The sequence below is a fragment of the Streptomyces sp. N35 genome (genome assembly GCF_016464295.1).
Lineage (GTDB): Bacteria > Actinomycetota > Actinomycetes > Streptomycetales > Streptomycetaceae > Streptomyces.
Window position 1 is genome coordinate 49,053 of the sequence record NZ_JAEIMH010000025.1, and the last position, 17,311, is coordinate 66,363.

Annotated in this window: 18 protein-coding genes and 2 pseudogenes; 11 read left to right on the forward strand and 9 right to left on the reverse strand. The window is 68.2% G+C overall.

Annotated elements, in window-relative coordinates; genetic code table 11:
- Window positions 1-249 precede the first annotated feature (249 nt).
- The gene (locus tag JAO81_RS16040; protein WP_052580872.1) at window positions 250-453 is read left to right on the forward strand and encodes a cold-shock protein; all 204 of its coding nucleotides are present in this window, start codon (window positions 250-252) and stop codon (window positions 451-453) included.
- A 118-nt stretch (window positions 454-571) separates the two neighbouring features.
- Here JAO81_RS16040 and JAO81_RS16045 read toward each other — a convergent pair whose 3' ends face one another.
- A complete protein-coding gene (locus tag JAO81_RS16045; protein ID WP_199548529.1) occupies window positions 572-979 on the reverse strand; it encodes a hypothetical protein in 408 nt (135 codons plus the stop codon).
- A 167-nt stretch (window positions 980-1,146) separates the two neighbouring features.
- Between JAO81_RS16045 and JAO81_RS16050 the strand changes: the two genes are divergently transcribed.
- Both JAO81_RS16050 and JAO81_RS16055 read left to right on the forward strand, forming a co-directional pair.
- On the forward strand, window positions 1,147-1,950 hold the full coding sequence (locus JAO81_RS16050; protein WP_199548530.1) for a thioredoxin domain-containing protein: 804 nt from the start codon (window positions 1,147-1,149) through the stop codon (window positions 1,948-1,950).
- A gap of 36 nt (window positions 1,951-1,986) precedes the next feature.
- A complete protein-coding gene (locus JAO81_RS16055) occupies window positions 1,987-2,679 on the forward strand; it encodes a trypsin-like peptidase domain-containing protein (RefSeq protein WP_307813413.1) in 693 nt (230 codons plus the stop codon).
- Between the two features lie 44 nt (window positions 2,680-2,723).
- Here the strand turns inward: JAO81_RS16055 and JAO81_RS16060 are convergent, their stop codons facing one another.
- A complete protein-coding gene (locus JAO81_RS16060) occupies window positions 2,724-4,520 on the reverse strand; it encodes an AMP-dependent synthetase/ligase (protein ID WP_307813415.1) in 1,797 nt (598 codons plus the stop codon).
- A 109-nt stretch (window positions 4,521-4,629) separates the two neighbouring features.
- Here JAO81_RS16060 and JAO81_RS16065 point away from each other — a divergent pair, with 109 nt between their 5' ends.
- Both JAO81_RS16065 and JAO81_RS16070 read left to right on the forward strand, forming a co-directional pair.
- Window positions 4,630-5,688 carry an AraC family transcriptional regulator gene (locus JAO81_RS16065; RefSeq protein ID WP_374194300.1) on the forward strand — a complete coding sequence of 353 codons (1,059 nt, stop codon included), beginning with the start codon at window positions 4,630-4,632 and terminating at the stop codon, window positions 5,686-5,688.
- A gap of 85 nt (window positions 5,689-5,773) precedes the next feature.
- Window positions 5,774-6,937, forward strand: coding sequence for a lipase family protein (locus JAO81_RS16070; protein WP_199548532.1), 1,164 nt, complete (start codon window positions 5,774-5,776; stop codon window positions 6,935-6,937).
- Window positions 6,938-7,032: 95 nt separating this feature from the next.
- On the opposite strand, the gene JAO81_RS16075 is transcribed toward JAO81_RS16070, so the two are convergent.
- Window positions 7,033-8,637: an alpha/beta hydrolase gene (locus JAO81_RS16075; protein WP_199548533.1), complete on the reverse strand. Its 1,605-nt coding sequence runs from the start codon at window positions 8,635-8,637 to the stop codon at window positions 7,033-7,035.
- A 223-nt stretch (window positions 8,638-8,860) separates the two neighbouring features.
- Between JAO81_RS16075 and JAO81_RS16080 the strand changes: the two genes are divergently transcribed.
- Window positions 8,861-9,703: a MaoC/PaaZ C-terminal domain-containing protein gene (locus JAO81_RS16080; RefSeq protein ID WP_199548534.1), complete on the forward strand. Its 843-nt coding sequence runs from the start codon at window positions 8,861-8,863 to the stop codon at window positions 9,701-9,703.
- A gap of 8 nt (window positions 9,704-9,711) precedes the next feature.
- Here the strand turns inward: JAO81_RS16080 and JAO81_RS16085 are convergent, their stop codons facing one another.
- Together JAO81_RS16085 and JAO81_RS16090 are read right to left on the reverse strand one after the other, a co-directional pair.
- Entirely contained in the window at window positions 9,712-10,329 is a 618-nt protein-coding gene (locus JAO81_RS16085) for a TetR/AcrR family transcriptional regulator (RefSeq protein ID WP_199548578.1), read from the reverse strand.
- A 268-nt stretch (window positions 10,330-10,597) separates the two neighbouring features.
- Complete coding sequence (locus JAO81_RS16090; protein ID WP_307813416.1) at window positions 10,598-11,140, reverse strand: GNAT family N-acetyltransferase; 543 nt, start codon at window positions 11,138-11,140, stop codon at window positions 10,598-10,600.
- A gap of 221 nt (window positions 11,141-11,361) precedes the next feature.
- Between JAO81_RS16090 and JAO81_RS16095 the strand changes: the two genes are divergently transcribed.
- From JAO81_RS16095 to JAO81_RS16110, 4 genes are read left to right on the forward strand one after another with little or no spacing between them, the layout of a single operon-like run.
- Complete coding sequence (locus JAO81_RS16095; RefSeq protein WP_199548536.1) at window positions 11,362-11,526, forward strand: DUF5993 family protein; 165 nt, start codon at window positions 11,362-11,364, stop codon at window positions 11,524-11,526.
- A 1-nt stretch (window position 11,527) separates the two neighbouring features.
- Window positions 11,528-12,169, forward strand: coding sequence for a disulfide bond formation protein B (locus JAO81_RS16100; RefSeq protein ID WP_199548537.1), 642 nt, complete (start codon window positions 11,528-11,530; stop codon window positions 12,167-12,169).
- Window positions 12,170-12,191: 22 nt separating this feature from the next.
- On the forward strand, window positions 12,192-12,572 hold the full coding sequence (locus JAO81_RS16105) for a DUF1801 domain-containing protein (RefSeq protein WP_199548538.1): 381 nt from the start codon (window positions 12,192-12,194) through the stop codon (window positions 12,570-12,572).
- A 49-nt stretch (window positions 12,573-12,621) separates the two neighbouring features.
- Window positions 12,622-13,056 carry a VOC family protein gene (locus JAO81_RS16110; protein ID WP_199548539.1) on the forward strand — a complete coding sequence of 145 codons (435 nt, stop codon included), beginning with the start codon at window positions 12,622-12,624 and terminating at the stop codon, window positions 13,054-13,056.
- Window positions 13,057-13,178: 122 nt separating this feature from the next.
- Here JAO81_RS16110 and JAO81_RS16115 read toward each other — a convergent pair.
- A pseudogene (locus tag JAO81_RS16115) lies at window positions 13,179-13,331 on the reverse strand (dicarboxylate/amino acid:cation symporter); the annotation flags it as partial.
- Window positions 13,332-13,418: 87 nt separating this feature from the next.
- Here JAO81_RS16115 and JAO81_RS16120 point away from each other — a divergent pair.
- On the forward strand, window positions 13,419-14,837 hold the full coding sequence (locus tag JAO81_RS16120; protein ID WP_307813417.1) for a recombinase family protein: 1,419 nt from the start codon (window positions 13,419-13,421) through the stop codon (window positions 14,835-14,837).
- Here JAO81_RS16120 and JAO81_RS16125 read toward each other — a convergent pair.
- The 3 genes and pseudogenes from JAO81_RS16125 to JAO81_RS43685 all read right to left on the reverse strand — a co-directional run bounded on the left by JAO81_RS16125 (window position 14,800) and on the right by JAO81_RS43685 (window position 16,763).
- Complete coding sequence (locus JAO81_RS16125) at window positions 14,800-14,970, reverse strand: hypothetical protein (RefSeq protein WP_199548541.1); 171 nt, start codon at window positions 14,968-14,970, stop codon at window positions 14,800-14,802. The two genes, JAO81_RS16120 and JAO81_RS16125, sit on opposite strands and share 38 nt — an antisense overlap.
- 1 nt (window position 14,971) lies before the next feature.
- Window positions 14,972-15,223: pseudogene (locus tag JAO81_RS42490) on the reverse strand (replication initiation protein); the annotation flags it as partial.
- A 577-nt stretch (window positions 15,224-15,800) separates the two neighbouring features.
- Window positions 15,801-16,763, reverse strand: coding sequence for a pentapeptide repeat-containing protein (locus tag JAO81_RS43685; RefSeq protein ID WP_199548542.1), 963 nt, complete (start codon window positions 16,761-16,763; stop codon window positions 15,801-15,803).
- Window positions 16,764-17,311: the final 548 nt, after the last annotated feature.

Below are 17,311 nucleotides of genomic sequence, written 5' to 3' on the forward strand. Positions count from 1 at the left end.
CCGATACGTAACAGTTTCGTCAACGCATGCGCGGCGCCTGTCAAACATACGAGTGACGTGATCTTGCCCTCTATCGCTTCCCACAGACTGCGTGCTACGCTCGGCGCAAGTTGCAGTTTGGTTTCCCTTGCAGTACAGAGCCTGCGGAGCATGTAACCGCGGGCTCTCGTCGTTTTCAGACTTTTGCAGTAGTGGTGACACTCGCGGGTTCTGGGAGCAGGGACACCCTTTGGCCCATAGGAGGGCTTTATGGCTACCGGAACCGTGAAGTGGTTCAACGCTGAAAAGGGCTTCGGCTTCATCGCCCAGGAAGGCGGCGGCCCGGATGTCTTCGTCCACTACTCCGCGATCAACGCGTCCGGCTTCCGCTCCCTCGAGGAGAACCAGGCCGTGAACTTCGACGTCACGCAGGGCCCGAAGGGCCCGCAGGCGGAGAACGTCACCCCGATCTAATTCGGGCGACATTCGCTTGATCCCGCCCGGCCTGCCCTGGCCGGGCAACGGATTGCAGTACCCAAGGAGCCCCCTCCCCGCCTCGGCGGGGATGTGGGGCTCCTGCCTTTTGCCGGGCCTACTTCTTCGGTACGGGCAGGAGCAGCAGCGCATAGGCGAGCTGACCGCCGGCGAAGGCCAGCGGCACCGCGGGCTCCACATCCCAGAAGGCGGCGGCGACCGGCGCGAGCACCAGCACCAGCAGCGCGGCCGTCATGGCCCGGAAGACCCAGGGCCGCATGGCGCCGCGGCGGCCCGCGATCAGGGCGAGCACGGCGGCCGACGGTACGCCGATCCACACGGTGGCGAGCCCCAGCACGAACAGCAGCTCGGCCAGCACCGGCAGCTCCCCGGACACAGCCGTGTAGATCACGCCGTACAGCACGATGCCCGCCACGAACAGCAGCCCGTGCCGCACAATGCTCAGCCAGGTCCAGCGCGTCCTGGGGCCGAAGCTCCCGAGCGGCACGCTCTCGCCGATAGTCATGCCCATCCCCCCGGATGTTCTGGTGTCCAACGGCCCCCACCGTTGCTGCGTCCAGCGTACGGCCAGGTCAAAGGCCCCTTCACTGCGGGCCGAACTGCCCTGCCGCGCGGGCCGGTTCCCTTCTTACGGTGAACGCGTACTGCATCGCGAAAGGGACCGGCACACGCATGAGCGGCAGCAGCGGCAGCAAGAAGGACCGGCAGAGGGCGGCCCGGGAACGGCTGCAGGCGGAGCGGGAGGCCGCGGCCCGCAAGGCGAAGGTGCGCGGGCGCGTGCTCGTGTCCGCCGCGATCGTCTCCTCGCTCGCCCTCGTCGGCGGTGTCGCCTGGTACGTCACCCAGCCGACCGCGGACGCCGCGGCGGCCGAGGGACCGCTGGTGCGGCCGGCCCACACCACCGGCAAGGACGGCGTGGTCGTCCCGTACGGGAAGGCCGGCAGCGAGCATGTGCTCACCGTCTGGCTCGATCCGCGCTGCCCCTACTGCGCGGGCGCCGAGACCGGGCTCGGCAGGACGATGAAGCAGCAGGCCGATGACGGTGAGTACCGGATCGAATACCACTTCGCGACCTTCCTCGACGGATCGCTCGGCGGCAAGGGTTCCAAGCGGGCGCTGAACGCGCTGGGCGCCGCGGTGAACGAGAGCCCCGAGAAATTCATGGAATACATGAATGTCCTGTACGCGAACCACCCCGAGAAGGAGTCGGACGACAAGTTCGGCTCGACCGCCACACTGCTCGAACTCGCGGACAAGGTCGATGGATTGCGGACACCCGCATTCAACAAGGCCGTCAAGGAACTCACGTATATGCCGTGGGTCGAGAAGGTCTCACAGCAGTTCTACGAGCAGGACATCAACGGAACGCCGACGTTCCTGATCGACGGAAAAAAGATCCAGGTAAACTCGGGCAAGGGGATCGAGTCCATTTCGCCCGAGCAGTTCACCGAGCTCGTGGGCGAGAACATCAAGTAGCTCGCGAGCAAGGAGTGCGTCATCCGGCGGCGATGGGTGTGGAAACTACGGGCGCTCGCCTCCGCGGCCGCGCTCGTCTCCATCGTCGCGCTCTCGGATGTGCGGGACGCCCCTGCACCCGACCCGGATATTCCCTCGTACGTGGGCGCGCTCTTCAGCAACGATCTGGACGGCGGTCATTTCTGCACCGCCTCGGTCGTGCACAGCAAGGGCCGCAATCTCATCGCCACCGCGGCGCACTGTCTCGGGGACGCGGACGGAAAGGTGTTCGCGCCCGGATATCACAACGGCCAGGCTCCTTATGGGATCTGGACCGTCGAGAAAATCCACGAGGACGCGTCCTGGCTGGACGACGAGGACGAGGATGCGGATATCGCCTTCGCGACGCTCGCGCCCCAAGACGGCCGGGAGATCGAGGACGTCACGGGGGCGAACACCGTCGATTCGGGCGGCAGCACCGGTGAGAAGGTCACCGTGACCGGCTATCCCAGCGACCTCGACCACCCGTTGACCTGCACGGTCGAGGCCGTCGACGTGTCCGGCACCCAGCAGCGCGTCGACTGCCCCGACTTCACGACCGGCACCAGCGGCAGCCCCTGGGTGACCGGGGACGGCCGGCTCGTGGGGGTGCTCGGCGGGTACGAGGGCGGCGGCGAGACCGACGACACCTCGTACAGCATCGTGCTCGGCGAGCTGACCGCCCGGCTGTACGAGGACGCGAACGGCTAGCTCTGCGCGTACGGCACGTCTCGGCTCTGCGCGTCCGGCGCGTCTCAGCTCTGCTCGTACAGCGCGTCGATCCGGGCCGCGTACCGCTCGATGACCGCCTTGCGCCGCACCTTCATGCTCGGCGTGAGCAGTCCGCCCTCGACGTCGAAGTCCTCGTCCAGGAGCGCGAAGGCGCGGATGCGGGCAGGCCGGGCGAGCTGGGCGTTGGCGGTTTCGACGGCCTTCTCGATCAAGGCGTGCACCTGCGGGTCCTTGAGCGAGGTGAGCGTGATCCCCGCGCGGGACGCCCAGCCGTTGACCTCCTCCTCGTCCAGCGTGATCAGGGCGACCGGATACGGGCGGTGGTCGCCGACCATCACCGCGCGCGAGATGAACCGCGATTCCTGGAGGGCGAATTCGGTGAGCGACGGCGTGAGGTTCTTGCCGCCGGACGTGATGATCAGGTCCTTCTTGCGGCCGGTGATGAAGAGATAGCCGTCCTCGTCGAGCCGGCCGAGATCGCCGGTGTGCAGCCAGCCGTCTGCGTCCAGCGCCTCGGCCGTCGCGGCCGGATCGGCGTGGTAGCCGGGGAAGACATGCGGGCCGCGGGTGAGGACCTCGCCGTCCTCGGCGATCCGCACCTCGCAGCCGGGCATCGGGCGGCCCACCGAACCGTAGCGGCAGGCGGCCGGGTGGTTGAGCGAGATGACACCGCCCGACTCCGTCATCCCGTACCCCTCGAAGAGCGAGATCCCGCAGGCGCGCAGGAAGTTCAGGGTCGCCGGGGCGATCGGGGCCGCGCCGGTGAGCGCCCACGTGAGACGGCCGCCGAAGGCTCCCCGTACGAGGGAGAAGAGCTTCTCGTCCGCCGACTGCCAGGCCCCGAGGAGGTCGGCCGAGGGCTCCTCGCCGCGTTTGCGCAGGTCGGCGACCTGGACACCGACCCGTAGCGCCTCCTCGAAACGTTCGGCGCCGCCCTCCTGGGACTCGGCGAGCGAGAGCACCACCGAGTGGATCTTCTCGAACAGGCGCGGTACGGAGGGCAGATGGGTCGGACGGGCCTCGGCCAGTTCACCGACGATGTCCTCGATCCGGCCGCCGAAGTAGATCAGCTCCGTGCCCTTGAGCAGCGTCTTGAGCTGCACCAGCTGCGCCATCGCATGCGCGAGCGGGAGATAGAGATACGTGGAGTCGCCCTCGGTCTCCGGGATCAGATCGAGGGTTCCGTCGCGTACCGCCGCGAAGTTGCCGTGGGTGAGCAGGCAGCCCTTGGGCATGCCGGTGGTGCCCGAGGTGTAGATGATCGTGGCCACGTCGTCGTCGGTGCGGGCGTCCGCGCGGGCGTCGAGCGCCTCGTCGGTGGCGAGGTCCGGCAGCCGGAGCAGGGCGAGGTCCTTCTCGCCCGCCTCGCCCATCAGGACCACGTCGCGCACCCCGGGCAGCCGTTCGCGCAGCCGGTCGATCTTGGCGGCCTGCGCGGCGTTCTCGCAGATCACGACCGAGGAACCGGAGTCGGTGAGGACCCAGACGACCTCTTCGTCCCCGGCCGTCGGGTACACCGGCACCACCACGGCGCCCGCCGCGAACGCACCGAGGTGCGCGTACGTCCACTCCGGCCGGGTCTCCGCGAGGATCGCCACCCGGTCGCCGGCGCACACCCCGAGCCCCATCAGACCGGCGGCCACCTGCCGCACGGTGGTGCGCAGTTGGGTGTACGTGAGGGAGTGCGGGCCCTCGGGAGTCTTGAAGCGCAGGGCCGGGCGCTCGCCGTAGCGCTCGCCCGCCCAGTCGGCCAACAGGGCCAGGGTCTTGGGGTGTTCGGACTGCTGCACGGCGGTTTGGGGGTGTTCGGACTGCTGCACGGCGCCTCCCGGATCCACGGTGCGTATGACGCTAGGGACGCTGAGCGACGAGAAGGGATGACTGGGGACGTCAGCACCACTGACCTTGGAGCTCAGTCCCGCTACCGTCATGACCATGGCGAGGCGGACGATCAGCGTGCACCAGGTGCGGGCGCTGCTGAGCGGCGTCCAGCGCCGAGGCATCGACACCGTTCCCCTGCTGCAGCGGGCGCAGATACCTCCGCTGCTGCTCGGCGACGAGCGGGCACGGGTCACACCGGCACAATTCGTCCGGCTCTTCCGGGAGTTGTACGAGCTGACGGGCGACGAGTTCCTCGGGCTCAGCACGGCACCGAGCCGTCCCGGCACCTTCGCGATGATGTGCCACGCCTCGCTCGGCAGCCGGGATCTGGGTGCGGCGATCGAGCGCGGCGTGACGTTCTACGGGCTCTTTCCCGGCGGTCCGGATCTGGCCCTCGCGCGGGAAGGCGACGAGGCGGTGCTCGTCGTCCGCAATGACTTCGCGTCCGAGGAGCAGCGCTTCCTCGCCGAGTGCGTGGTGATCATCTGGCACCGGCTCTGCAGCTGGCTGATAGGGCGGCGCATCCCGCTGACCTGGACCTCTTTCGCCTCTCCCCCGCCGCCGTACAAGGACGAGTTCCCTCAACTCTTCGGCTGTCCGGTGCACTTCGGGTCCTCGCGTACGGGTGCCGCGTTCCCCGCGCAGTACCTCGCCGCACCCCTCGTACGCGACGAAGGCGAGCTGGCGCAGATGCTGCGGCGGGCGCCGTTCGAGCTGCTCAGCCGGCGCGAGTACGGGACGACGGTGGCCGAGCAGGTGCGGCGGGCGCTCGTGCGGGCGCTCGGGGACTCACCACGGCTGCCCGCGCTCGGCGAGATCGCGGCGCGCCTTGCGGTGAGCCCGGCGACGCTGCGGCGGCGGCTCGCGGCGGAGAGCACCTCGTACAAGGAGCTGAAGGACACCGTGCGCAGGGACGCCGCGATCGCGGGGCTCGCCGAGGGCAGCGAGCCGATCGCGGAGCTGGCGGCGCGGCTCGGGTTCTCCGAGGACACGGCCTTCCACCGGGCCTTTCGGCGGTGGACGGGGACGACACCGGGGGCGTACCGGCTGGCCACGGCGGCCCAGGTGGCACCGGCCGCTCATGAGACGCGGAGTCAGCAAAGCTGAGCTGCCCGGTCAGCCCGCAACTTACTCGCCAGTCACTACCTTCACCTCAACTGACCCATCCCCACAGGACAGTTGGGAGAGCCGCATGCGTATCCCCAGATCGCTCCTCTCGGGACTGTGCACCGCCGCCCTGGCCGTGGCCGTACTGCCGGCCACAGCCTCCGCGGCGCCCCAGGCCGCGGAGCAGCCCGGCGACGTCATCAGCGTCGCCGATTCATCGTTCCATCCGCTGCCGCTGCAACCCACCAACACCAAGGCCTGGAAGATCAGTTACCGGTCGACCTCGGCGACCGGACAGGCCAACACCGTCACCGGCACCGTGATCGTCCCCAAGGACGGCAAGAGCGGACCGCGCCCCCTGATCACCTACGCCGTGGGCACCGTCGGCCTCGGGGACTCCTGCGCACCCAGCGCGGGCTTCCCCAAGGGCACCACGATGGAGGCCAATCTGATCCAGCAGTACCTGTGGCGCGGCTGGGCCGTGGTCGTCACCGACTACGAGGGACTCGGCACACCGGGCGAGCACACCTATACGGCAGGGCCTTCGGCCGGGCACGCCATGCTGGACGCGGCACGCGCCGCCCAGCGTATTCCGGCCGCGGCGTCCTCGGGGATCACCGCACAGAGCCCGATCGGAATCGTCGGCTACTCACAGGGCGGTCAAGCCTCGTCCTGGGCAGCCGAGTTGAAGGATTCGTACGCGCCCGAGCTGAACGTCAAGGGCACGGCGACCGGTGGCGTACCGGCGCATCTGGAGAAGCTGGTGCCGGTGCACAACGGGTCCTACGGATCGGGGCTGCTCTTCATGGCGGCCGCGGGCCAGGACGCCGCGTATCCCGAGCTGAAGCTCGACTCGTATCTCAATACGGCGGGCAAGGCGCTGATCGGGTTCTTCCGCAACAACTGCGTGGCCATCGACTCGACGGTCGGATCCTTCAAGCGGATCTCCGATCTGACGACCAGGGATCCGCTGGCGACGCCCGAGTGGCAGAAGCGGCTCAACGAGTCGGATCTCGGCACGCACAAGCCGGATCACCCGGTGTACCTGTACCACGCGCTCGCCGATGAGCTGATCCCGTACTCGCTGGGGACGGGGCTGCGCAAGGACTGGTGTGCGCGGGGCGCCGCCGTGGACTGGCGGACGATCGTGGTCGGGGAGCACGTGTCCGGCGTGATCACCGAGGTGACGCGAGTGCAGAACTGGCTCGCGGACCGGTTCGCGGGGAAGCCGACGTCCGGCAACTGCTGACGGGGGCGGACGCGGCGGGAAGCGGGGCCCGGTTTTGTGCCGGGCCCCGCTTCAGTGCCGGTGAGGGCCTCGCTTCAGTGCCTGCGGGCCCCGCCTCAGTGCCGTTCCGGACCGCAGGACGACCCGTCGCTCGGCAGCGAGCCGTACAGCAGGAAGGCGTTGACCTTGCCCTTCACGCACTTCGACGAGGCGTAACCGGTGTGCCCCTCGCCCTTGTTGTCGAGGACCACGGCCGAGTCGCCGAGCCGTCGGGCGGTCTCGGGCGTCCACTGGTACGGGGTGGCCGGGTCGCCGCGGGTGCCGACCATCAGGAACTTCGGGCTGTCGACGTCCTCGATCTCGCGGATGTAGTCGGTGCCCTTGGGGCGGCCGGCGCACAGCAGCACCTCGTAGAGCCGGGCCGGTCCGAACACCGGCGAGGCCCGGGTGAAGTCGGCCTCCAACCGCTTGATGCCCGCTTCGTCCTTGAGGTCGGCCGCGGTCAACCGGTCCGGATCGTCGGCGCAGTTGACGGCGATCAGTGCGGCGGTGGAGTTGTCGAACGGGACGTCCTCCTCGTACGGGCCGATGTCACGCCCGTACGAGCCGACGTCACGCCCGTACAGGCCGATGTCACGCCGCTGCACGGGCGGCACCCCCTCCGGTGCGGACAGCACCAGGGCGCCGGAGATCCGCAGCAGGGTCCGCGGATCGCCGTCGGTGAGCAGCGAGAGCAGGCCCTGGGAGAGATACGGCCACAGGTCGCGCTGGTAGAGCGCGTGCCCCATGGCGGCGACCAGGTCCTCGCCGGTGAACTGGCCGAACATGCTCCGCACCGGGTCGGAGTTGAGCTGTTTCACCAGCTTGACGATGTTCTCCTTGGCCTCGCGCGAGTTGGGTCCGAGCGCGCAGCCGGTGTTCCCCGCGCACCAGGTGACGAAGTTGTCCAGGGCGGTCTGCTGGCCCTTGGCGCCCACCAGCGCCTGTTCGGCGAGCGGTTCGGTAAGGGTGTCCACGCCGTCCAGCACCATCCGGCCGACCTTCTTCGGGAACTGCGCGGTGTACACGGCGCCGAGCCGCGTCCCGTAGGAGAAGCCGAGATAGTTGAGCTTCTTGTCGCCTAGCGCCGCGCGGATCACATCGAGGTCGCGCGAGACGTCCACGGTCCCCATGTGCGCGAGGACGGGACCGGAGTGCTTGCGGCACACCTCGTACTGCGCCTTGAGCATGTCCAGCGCGAGGGCGGCCTCGTCCCCGTCCTCCCCCGGCGGCTCGAGCTCCGGCATATCCGAACCGTCACCGCAGGTCACGGGCGCGCTGCGGCCCACACCGCGGGGATCGAAGCTCACCACGTCGTACGCGTTGGTCAGTTCGCCGAAGACCTTCTCACCGCCTGCGAGGCCGGGCACACCGGGGCCGCCGGGGCCGCCGAAGTTCAGCACCACGGAGCCGCGCGGCTTCTTCACCGAGGCCTTGAAACGGGCCATCGCCAGCTGCAGGGTCTCCTTGCCGGGGTCGGCGTAGTCCAGCGGGACCTTGACCGTGCCGCACTCCAGGCCTTCCGGCGCATGCGCGAGCCCCTTGCACGCGCCCCACTTGATCTGCTGGCTGTAGAAGCTGCGCAGATCCGGCGGCCGGTCCTCGTCGGCGGACCCGGCCCGGGCGGCGCCGCTCCCGAGCAGGGTCAGGGCGGCTACTGAGGCGATCGCGCGTATGTGCATCGGCAGCCCTTCGCTGGGGGTGCCCCTTGGGCCACGATAGGTGGGGGGCGCTTTCCAGGCATTTCGGCCTGATGGCGCATGTGACCGGGTACCCGGGGGCGCAGCCGGCCGGAGTCGGGGCATCGGCCCTGTTCAGGGCATCGACCTGGACCCCGACCGTCGAGTAGCTTGCGCATCCGAAGATCATTCGAGAATCAACCATCCGCAGCCCGGGAGCCCGCCGATGACCGTCGTACGCCTGGGGCACCCCCCTCGCCTCGCTCCCGTGCTGTTCGCGGGCGCCGTGCGCTCACCTCTGAAGCGGCCCCGCCCCGACGCGCCGCTGCCCGAGCGCTCGGTCGAGCTCGCCGAGGCCGCGGTGGATCCGGCGCGGCTCACCGCGTACGCCGAGCTGTGCGGGTTCCCGGCGGACGGGCGGCTGCCTGTCACGTATCCGCATGTGCTCGGCTTTCCGCTGGCGATGAAGCTGATGGCGGCGCGGGACTTCCCGCTGCCGCTGCTCGGCCTGGTCCATACGTCGATCGAGATCCGGCAGGAGGCGGCGCCGCTGCGGGTCGGGGACCGGCTCGAACTCTTCGTACACGCCGAGAAGTTGGCGCCCCACCGGCGCGGCACGGAGGCGACCGTGGTGACGCGGGTGCGGTGCGCGGGACGGGCCGAGACGGTGTGGATGTCGCGGTCGACGTATCTGGCACGGCACGGGAAGCCCGGGCAGGCACCGGACCGCCCTGCGGACAACCCCCTTCCCGTACAGGCGACTTGGCGCCTTCCGGCCTCGCTCGGCCGGCGCTACGGGGCCGTCTCCGGCGACCGCAACCCCATCCATCTGCACCCGCTGACAGCCAGGGCCTTCGGCTTCCCGCGGCAGATCGCCCACGGGATGTGGACGGCGGCGCGGTGTCTGGCGGAGCAGCCGTTCGAGGGGCCGGTGGATGTACGGGTGGACTTCAAGGCGCCCGTACTGCTGCCGAGCACCGTGGCGTACGGGGCGGAGGCCGGCGCCTTCGAACTGCGGGGCGGGGACGGCAGGTTGCATCTGTCGGGGCAGGTGTCACTGCGCGGGTGAGCCCCACGTCACTTGGGAGGTGACCAGGGCTTTCCGTGCATCAGGTTGGCCAGGCCCGACCAGGCGAAGTTCATCAGGGTGGTGGCGGCTTCGCGGGCGGTGACGCCGGGGGTCGCATTGGCCCAGACGGCGAGCGCCTCGGCCGCGCCGACCAGCGCCTCGGCGAGCGGGGCGACCTCGCCCTCGGGGAGCGTCGGATTGCTGTGCGCCTCGCGGGCCGCCTCGGCGATGAGCAGCGTCACGAAAGCGACGATCTCCTCGCGCATCACGGCCACTTCGCGCGCGAAGGGTTCGCCGTGGGTACGGGCCTGGCTGTGCAGGACCGCCCAGCCGTCGGGGCTCTCGGCGGTGTGGGTGAAGAAGGCCAGCAGTCCGGCCCACAGCTGCTGGTCGGCGGGCTCACCGGGCGTGATGCCGCCGCGCACCGCCTCGACCAGGGCGGCGGCCTCGCGCCGGATACAGGCGCTGAACAGGTCTTCCTTCGAGTTCAGATACAGATAGACCAACGGCTTGGAGACACCGGCGAGTTCGGCGATCTCGTCCATGGAGGCCGACCGGTAGCCGCGCCTGCCGAAGGTGGCGACGGCGGCGTCCATCATCTGCCGCTCCCGCTCGGCCCGCGGCATCCGCTTGCCTCTACGGCCGCCGGCCGCCTTCTTCCCAGCGCCCGTCTCCTGCACCGGCCCCGCCCTCCCCGCGTCCTGCCCCAGCACGTCGAGGCAAGCGTACGCATGCATATGCCAGGGCGGACCGGGGGTGGGCGGACCACGGGTGGAGGGTGCCGCGCGGCCGCCCTCGCGGTGGTGCTCCCCGGCTGCCCGGACGGCGTTGCTCCCCGGCCGCGCGCGGTGTTGCTCCCCGGCCGCGCGCGGTATTGCTCCCCGGCCGCCCGGGTTACGCCGCGGCCGCCTCGTACTCGGCCCTGCTCAGGCCATGCACCCGGGCCACCCGCCCGGCCCCCGGATCCACCGTCTCCCGGAGCAGCCGCATCCCCAGCTTGGCCATGATCCGTTCCGAAGCCGTGTTCTCGGGCTGGGCGATGCTGACGATCTGGTTCAGACCCCGGTCGAGGAACCCGAAGCGAAGGGCCGCCCCGGCGGCCTCCGTCGCGTACCCCTTGCCCCAGAACTCACGCCCGAGCCGCCAGCCGATCTCGACCGCCGGCAGCACCTCGGGCAGGAAGTGCGGCACCGAGAGCCCGGTGAACCCGGCGAGCCGGCCGCTCTCGCGCACCTCGACCGCGAAGAGCCCGAACCCCTCGTGCTCCCACTCCCGCTCGATCGCCTCGATCCCGGCCCGGGTACGCGCCTCGTCCCGCACCGACCCGTCGCCGATCCAGCGCATCACCTCGGGGTCGGCGTTGACGGCGGCCATCGCGGCCACGTCCTCGTCGCGCCAGCGCCGCAGCACGAGCCGCGCGGTCTCGATCCTCTTCACCCGATGCTCCCTTCGCGGCCCGTCGCCGCCCGTCGCGACCTCCATCCTCGGCGACGGGAGCGGCGCCCGGCCAGACCCGTTGGACGCCTCGGCAGCGGGCCGTAGGCCCTGCCGTCCCCAGGCCCGAAGGGCGCAACCCGGCGGCCTCACGGGTGATCGCACCGGGGCGCCGACCGCCAGGTCACCCCTTGCGGGGTCCGCGGCGCCTACCGTCCGCGCGCATGGACACCCTCATCTTCGGCGGGCTGCTCGCCGCCCTGGTGGTCCTGTACCAGGACCGCCCGAGAAAGATCATCCTCGCCATCTGGTGGGTGGTGCTGCTGGCCACCATCGGCCTGCTGTCGCACCACATCACCAGCAGCCTCAAGCTCGGACTGAGCTACTGACATGGCGGCGACGACCTCCGCGCCCGCGGACACCACCCGCCCCGGCAGCCTCCTGGGCCGGCTCCAGTTCTGGTTCGCCTGCTTCTTCGCCGTCGGCTGGACCGGCGTGGTCTGCGGCGGACTCGGCGTGCAGTTCATCAGCTGGGACTACCCGTGCCCGCTGTGCATGGTGCAGCGCATGTTCATGCTGCTCGCGGCGCTCGGCGCGGCCTGGATCGTGCGCCGCGGCATGAGCGGGTCCCTCACCGGCCGCGACTACATGATGGGCTGGGGCATGGCGCTCGTCGCCGTCATGGCGGGCGGCTTCACGTCCTGGCGCCAGACGATGCTGCACATCCTGCCCGGCGACAAGGGGTACGGAAGCCCGGTGCTCGGCCTGCACATGTACGTATGGGCCTGGATCCTCTTCATGGCCTCGGTGGTGGCCGTCGGCATCGTCCTGACCTTCGCCCACCTCACGTCCGACACCGAACTCCCCACGTCCCCGCTGTACCGCACGGCGGGTCTTGCCGTGCTCGGCTTCGTCGGCCTGGTGATCGCGGTGAACCTGGTGGCGGTGTTCTTCCTGGAGGGCTTCCACTGGTTCCTGCCGGACGACCCCAGCCGCTACCAGTTCTTCCACGACGTGGGTATCACTGACTGACCTACGACAAGGGGTCCATGCGATGACGAACCGGAGCGGCAAGGTCGACACGTTCATGGAGACGGTCGAGCACCCGCACAAAGAGGCGGTCGAATATCTCCGCACCGCGATCCTGGCGGCCGACCCCGACCTCACCGAGCAGGTGAAATGGAACGCACCGAGCTTCTGCTACGACGGCACCGACCGGATCACCTTCCAGCTCAAGTCCCCGGACGTACAGCTCATCTTCCACCGGGGCGCCAAGGTGAAGGACGGCACCGGCGACTTCTCCTTCAAGGAGGACAGCGGCCTGATGCGGTGGCGGTCCGGTGACCGGGCAACGGTCACGTTCAAGGACCTCGCCGACGTGAAGGCACACGAGAAGGCCTTCATCGAACTGGTCGGCCGCTGGATCCAGGCCTGAGGCCGTCCCACAGCGGCGGGCCGCGCGGGGGCCTTGTTATCGTGCGCCGATGTCAACGATCAAGCAGATCCAAGTGACCTTCGACTGCGCGGAACCCGCGCGTCTCGCCGCCTTCTGGTCCGAGGTGCTGGGGTATGTCGTGCCTCCGGTCCCGGAGGGGTTCGCCACGTGGGTGGACTACCACCGCTCGCTGCCGCCCGAGGATCAGCCGGTCTACTTCGCGTGCAGCGATCCCTCGGGTGCGGGCCCGCGCGTGCTCTTCCAGCGCGTTCCCGAAGGGAAGGTCGTCAAGAACCGGCTGCACCTCGATGTGCGGGCCGGTCTCGGGCTGGTGGGTGAGGAGCGGCTGGCCACGCTGGAAGCCGAGTGCGCGCGGCTGGTCGCGCTTGGCGCGGTCCATGTGCGAACGATGCTTGCCGACGGCGAGAACGAATCCTGCATTGTGATGCAGGACATCGAGGGCAACGAGTTCTGCCTCGACTGAGGTCTGCCTCGACCGAGTTCTGCCTCGACTGAGGCCTGCCTCGACCGAGGTCTGCCTCAGGCAAGAACGGCAAGGTGCCCGCACCCCACAGAGGAGTACGGGCACCGAGGCCAAGGAACCGATCAGGCAGCAGCCGGCACGGCGCGCGTGTCCTCGCGCGGCTCGTCGTACGCGTCGATCGGAGACGCGGAGGCCGAGTTGTAGGCCTCCTTGTCGAGGATGCCCTCACGGGCGGCCACGATGACCGGGACGGCCGCCTGGCCGGCCACGTTAGTAACCGCACATCAACCATGCATGTCCCGCTAGCCTGATCTCAAGTCCGTTGAAATGGCTGGGGGTTGGCCGTGGCGAAGCCAAGGCGCGTGGGGATCTACGTACGGATCAGCAAGGACCGCAAGGGCCAGGAGCTGGGCATTCAGCGCCAGGAACAGGCCTGCCGCGAACTGTGCGACCAGCGAGGTTGGTCAGTGCACGCGATCTATCCGGACAACGACATCTCAGCGTCGACCACGAGCCGCAAGCAGAGACCCAAGTACGCCGAGATGCTGCGGGACGCCAGAGACGGGGTGATCGACGCCATCGTCGTGTACTCGATCGACCGACTGACGCGCCGGATCTCCGAGTTGACCGCGTTCCTGGAAGAGCAGAAGGAGCACGGGTTCCTCTTCGCCACCACCGAGGGCGAGGACACGTCCACGGCTTCAGGTCGGATGATCCTGACCATCAAGGGTGCGGTCGCGCAGCAGGAGACCGAACGCATGGGAGAGCGGATCAATGCCGCGCTCCTGCAACGCCGGGAGAAGGGCAAACCCCACGCCGGCGGTCCCCGCGTCTTCGGGTTCGAGGCCGGTTCGAACTTCCAGCGCATCGTGCCCGAGGAAGTCGAGCTGATCCGCGACGGCTACAACATGCTCATGAACGGCAAGACGCCCGGGGACGTGGCCCGAGCCTGGAACAGCGCAGGTTCCCGTTCATCCGGCGGACAGACGGAGTGGACGATCCACAAGGTCAAGCGGGTCTACCGCTCCGAACGACTGGGCGGAGTCGTCACCTACAAAGGCCAGGACATCGGCGACAGCATCTACCCGCACCCCTTGACCCGAGAGGAGTGGGAGAACACCCAAACGGTGCTGGACAGCCGTGCCACCCCTGCCGCTCAGGGATCGGGCAAGCGCAAGCACCTGTACTCCGGCTTCATGACGTGCGGGCACTGCGGCTCAACTCTCAGCGTTCAGTGGCAGAAGAGGGGGAATGTCACCTCTCGGCGCACCTACTGCAATTCGACCCAGGTGAAGCGCGACGGGCAGATGGCCTGCGGGAAGGTCAGTCGCCAGTACACGTGGATCGAAGACCGCCTCAATATCGTGGTGACAGCAGCGCTGAAGACACGGAAGCCGGCCCCAGCACCGGAACCGGACGAGGACCTGATGCAGGAGATCAGGAACCTGGAGGAGCGAATTCGGCTTCTGCGTTCCCGCTGGAAGGACAGCGCAATCGAGGACGAGGACTACTTCGACGCCCTCACCCACCTGCGCGCAGAACTCAAGAGGCTTCAGGCTCGCGAAAGTGCCCTGGTGATCGCTGCGACCCGCACTGCGCCCGACATGCTCGCTCTATGGCTCGATGACAAGCCGGAGAACCTTGAACGCCGACGAGAGATCGCAGCCACGGTGATCAAGGAAGTGCAGGTGTTCAGCGTAGGTCGCGGCAGGCGGAGGCCACCGGAACCCGAATCCATCAAGATCACGTTGACAGGCGCAAGTTCTTCCTCAGCTCCCTGACCGCACGCTGGTTCTCCTCCACGATGTAGCTGTCCAACACGGCTTGTAGGCGAACGTCGTAGTCATCCGGGGGCACCCAGTCGGCAAGAAGCTCAGCAACCCACTGGGGAATCTCTTCCTCGTCAGCAGCCATGTCAGTTCACCCCTACATGATCACCTTGCAGCGCCTCACGAGCGGTTTCGCGGTTGATCCGGATGTCTTCGGCGATTGATGCGGCGAGGGCAGATTCGCCGGGGGTGTGGCCGTGGCCGGCGTACTGCCAGTGGGCCAGGACCAGGGTGGTATCCGGTTCGGGCAGGCCAAGGTTCTGGCGTTGCTGTTCGGCGCGATGCCCGCCGGTAGAGCGGGACTGGTCGCACGCGCCCAGGCCAATCGGCCTACGCCGGCAGGCCCGCGGTCCACGGTGACGCGGGCAACGCCCCCACCGTGCCGCCACCGCGATCCGGCCTCTGAAATGAGAAAGACCAAGAGCAACACCATGCCCAGTCGCATGCGAACGGGCAGACCCCAAGAACCCCAACAAACCAAAAGGACTCACAAAGTGAGGTAGATCCGCAAAGGGATCTGGGCCGCGCAAGCGCGGCGGCGCCGTCCGGCCGCCGCCACGCACCTCCCTCAATGTCTACGCCACCGGGGGCGCGCGTCGGCGACCGGCCGCGCCCGCGAGGGGCGAAAAGCAACATGGGGCCAAGGGGGATGGAACCGTACAGGCACAAGCCGCTTTGTGCTTTACAAACGAGGCCGGATCGCGGCGGCGGCACGATGCTGGCGAACCCGCTCCCATGGACCAAGTCCCCGGCGAGGGCCGCAAGGCCAGACGCGTGCTCAACCCGCATGCCGAACTGCCCAGCCGGCCGATTCGGGTGCGCGGCCGTCCCAGGGCAGAAGGTGAGGAGAGATGGAAGGCAGGGATCAGGTCAGACCAGTGGGTGGGGCGGCCGGCAACCAGCCTTCCATTTCCCTCAATCGGCTTCGTCCACGCTGACCGCGTTGCCCGGTAGACCCTCTTCATTCAACCGGGCAACAATGCGGGCGTCCGCCGCGATATCCGGAGGAAGGATCGTGCCCCTGTCCAGCTTAGCGGTGAGAAGTTGTTCGACATCGACGAGAGCCGGCCCCGCGTGAGCCCCTTCCCGCCAAAGTGACGCACCTTCCAGTATCGCCCCATTCAGTTCTGCCTCACTAAAATCGACACCCCAAAGAATAGCGGACGAGAGGTTTGCGCCTCTAAGCGTGGCACCCTGAAAATGTGACCCCGCGAAATGGGCGCCGGATAGATTCGCATTGTCTAGAATCGCTTCAGAGAAATTAGAATCCCACATGACGGATGAAGATAGGTCTGTACCCGCCAGGGCGGAGAGCGCTAGATCCACCCCATCGAGCTCAAGTCCTGCCAGGTGGAGGCCGCTTAGCTGCACGAACAAGCCCGGGCCACCTAGGCGCGTGAGCAGCACCTCAAGGGCGGCGTGAACATCTTCGGCAGGCTTGGAAGGCAGAGGCGTAGCAGCCAGCGCCAGGTCCATCTTGCGTTTAGCGCTCCGGCGGGCTGAAACTATACGGTTATGTTCGCCGGGAATACCGTCAAGGGCGCGCGGGGTCTGTTCCCGCACGAACGTCAGGAGAACTTGACACGCATGGGTTGCTTGGTCCGGAGCATCCTCAACGATCTGCTCTAGCGCTCTAATCCCTCCGAGCCTGACGTATAACCGATCCGACCCCAAGCGTTCCAGAGCTTTAGTGAATCGATCCGTCACTTGACCACGACGACTCAAGCGATAGTTGAAAGCTGTGAACGTAAGAGCAACTCCGGCTCCAATAGCAGCCAACACTTGAACCACCGCGAGACGAAACTGTCCAACCGCTGCCGCCCTTGCAGCACCATCCATTCTGTCCCAGTCCGCCCCGGATAACCATTCCACATACACCCTGCTTATCGGAGTGAAGATTAGAGCGAGGGCACCAGAGAGGAAAAACGCGACGACAACAGCAATCCTCGCCCGCGTCCATCCTTGGGATATCGACCAGCCATGCCGACGACCGGCGGCGGCGTACACTCCAAAAGCCCGCTTTTGCTTCCATCGTCGCCACATCCCACCAGGATGCCAACCCTGGTGGCCGCATGGTGGAGATGGACCAAACCGGACGCGGCCACCTCTACGTGCGCGGGGGGACCTTGCCCGCCTCGCGATCTGCCAGGAACAGCTTCACAGGGTCACCGCCACGCATCCCGGAGATCATGATGTAGTAGGCGTCCAGCTCATGCGCGCAGCGTGCGCACACCCAGCCGTACAGCGGTTTCTCTCAGCCCTGCACCCAGCTCCACAACGCGTACATTTCTGCCCGGACTTGGCGACCATGAGCTGAGTCTGCTGCGCGAGATTGGGCGAGACAAGAGCAACTTCGGCCGAGCACTTGGGTGGAGAGGCTAGCGAACAGCGAGGTGCCCGCACCCCCACACCGGGAGTACGGGCAC